The organism is Phycicoccus flavus (genome assembly GCF_004025965.2).
Lineage (GTDB): Bacteria > Actinomycetota > Actinomycetes > Actinomycetales > Dermatophilaceae > Phycicoccus > Phycicoccus flavus.
This window is the reverse complement of sequence record NZ_SAYU02000139.1, coordinates 1-2,045: the sequence shown is the minus strand read 5'-3', so window position 1 is coordinate 2,045 and position 2,045 is coordinate 1. Positions and strand designations below refer to the sequence as shown.

The 2,045-nt window shown below is 75.6% G+C and carries 4 protein-coding genes; 3 read left to right on the top strand and 1 reads right to left on the bottom strand.

The genetic code is table 11. The annotated features are described in order from the left end of the window. Nucleotides 1–785: Ppx/GppA phosphatase family protein (locus EPD83_RS20170; protein WP_165567074.1), on the top strand; the 785-nt coding region annotated here is incomplete at its 5' end. 4 nt (nt 786–789) lie between these two features. Here EPD83_RS20170 and EPD83_RS20165 read toward each other — a convergent pair. Further along, complete coding sequence (locus EPD83_RS20165; RefSeq protein WP_165567073.1) at nt 790–1,182, bottom strand: VOC family protein; 393 nt, start codon at nt 1,180–1,182, stop codon at nt 790–792. 121 nt (nt 1,183–1,303) lie between these two features. On the opposite strand from EPD83_RS20165, the gene EPD83_RS20160 reads away from it, so the two are divergent. Both EPD83_RS20160 and EPD83_RS20155 read left to right on the top strand, forming a co-directional pair. Then, nucleotides 1,304–1,636, top strand: a complete 333-nt coding sequence (locus tag EPD83_RS20160) for a PadR family transcriptional regulator (protein WP_165567072.1) — start codon at nt 1,304–1,306, stop codon at nt 1,634–1,636. Continuing rightward, the coding region (locus tag EPD83_RS20155; protein WP_456107196.1) for a hypothetical protein at nt 1,633–2,045 on the top strand (413 nt) is incomplete at its 3' end. The genes EPD83_RS20160 and EPD83_RS20155, both read left to right, overlap by 4 nt.

The following is a 2,045-nucleotide window of genomic DNA, read 5'->3' as shown; positions in this document are numbered from 1 at the left end:
CGCTCGCCGTCGCCCGCGAGTACGCCGACCTGTGCCGCGAGCACGGCGTGGCGGCCGCCCGGTTCGTCGCCACGTCGGCCTCCCGCGACGCCCGCAACGCCGCGGACTTCGTCACCGGCGTCCGCGCCGCCTTCGGTGACCTCGACGTCGCGCCCGAGGTCGTGCCCGGCGAGGTCGAGGCGCGGCTGTCGTTCGTCGGTGCCACGGCCGGACTGCGACGCCTCGGCATCCCCGGTCCGTACCTCGTCGTCGACCTCGGCGGCGGCTCCACCGAGGTCGTGCGCGGCGAGGACGACGTCGAGGCCGCGCGTTCGGTCGACGTCGGCTGCGTCCGGCTCACCGAACGGCACCTGGCCGCCGACCCACCGACGCCGGAGCAGGAGACCGCCGCCCGCGCCGACGTCGCCGCCGCTCTCGACGATGTCGAGCAGGCCGTCGACCTCACCGGCCTCGGTGCGGTCGTCGGGCTGGCCGGCAGCGTGACGACGGTGACCGCGCACGCCCTCGGGCTCTCGTCCTACGACCCGGGAGCGATCCACCTCGCCCGCCTCTCGGCGGCCGAGCACCGGTCGGCGGCCCGGGACCTCCTGGCGATGCCGCGCGACCGACGGGCCGCGCTGCCGTTCATGCACCCCGGGCGGGTCGACGTCATCGGTGCCGGCGCCCTCGTGTGGGACGAGCTGCTGGCCCGGGTGACCACCCGGTCCCCGGCCGCGGGGGTCGTCACGAGCGAGCACGACATCCTCGACGGCCTCGCCCTGCAGGTGGCGGCCGACCTGACCTGAGACGTCATGGCCAGGTCACGGCGTGCTCCTCGAAGGCGTCGCCGGTCTGGACCGGGACGACGCAGAACGGCATCCCGCCGGGGTCGGCGAGCACCGCCCACTCCTCGTGCCGGGTCGTGACCGTCGCCCCGAGGGCCGTCACCCGGGCGAGCTCGGCCTCGACGTCGTCGGTCTCGATGTCGAGGTGGACGCGCGGCGGCGTGCCGGAGCCGGTCCGCTGGAGCTCCAGCAGCAGACCGCCCGCCTGCGGCCCGAGGCTCTCGTAGGGGTCCTCCTCCGGCGGCGCGTCGGCTCGGCCTCGCTCGCGGCCCACGGCGCCGGCCCAGAAGGCGGCCGCGGCGTCGTAGGTCTCGGCGGGATGGTCGAGCAGGGCGACCCCGATGCGGCTCCGGTGCATGGCGGCGAGCGTAGGAGCGCGCACCGACACCCCGATATCCGCCGCCGACGTGCCCCTGGTGTGTTGCGCGCGGTACTGTGCTGTCCGTAGTACTGTGCAACGCACAGACCAGGAGGTGGACATGGACGGGACACAGCTCGTCAAGGGCGTCCTCGACCTCGCGGTGCTCGCGGTCGTGGCGCGGGAGGACGGGTACGGCTACGACGTCGTCCGTCGCCTGCGCGAGGCGGGCCTCGACGAGGTGGGCGACGCGTCGGTGTACGGAACGCTGCGCCGGCTCTTCGCGAACGGGGCGCTCACCTCGTACGTCGTGCCCTCGGAGGAGGGTCCGCACCGCAAGTACTACGGCATGACGACGGAGGGACGGCACATGCTCGAGACCCAGGCCAAGACGTGGGGGTCGTTCACGGCGACGATGGACGGGCTGCTCGACGCGGCGGGGGTGGCCTCGTGAGCGTCCCCACCCAGCCCGTGGTCGGCCCCGGGACGGACGACGCGGGGGCGTACGTCCGCGCGGTCCGACTGTGGCTCGACGACCTGCCGTCGGAGGACGCCGACGAGCTGACCCGCGGGATGGAGGCCGACCTCGCGGAGAGGGCGGCCGAGTCGGGGGAGCGGCTGTGGCCGCTGCTCGGCGAGCCCGAGGCGTATGCCGCCGAGCTGCGGTCTGCCGCGGGCCTGCCGCCCCGGCGCCTGCCGGACGAGCCGGCCCGGCCCGGCCACCTCGCGCAGTTCCGCGCCGACTGGCTGCGCCTGCGCGACTCGGCTCTCGAGCGCTGGCCGTGGGTCCGGGACCTGCGGGCCGCGTGGTGGCTGGCGCGGGGCTTCACGCTCCTCTGGGTGCTCGGCGCGATGGCCGGGTC

Coding starts and splice junctions, on each gene's coding strand:
- EPD83_RS20165 (WP_165567073.1), bottom strand. CDS start 1,182: ATGCACCGGAGCCGCATCGGGGTCGCCCTGCTCGACCATCCCGCCGAG.
- EPD83_RS20160 (WP_165567072.1), top strand. CDS start 1,304: ATGGACGGGACACAGCTCGTCAAGGGCGTCCTCGACCTCGCGGTGCTC.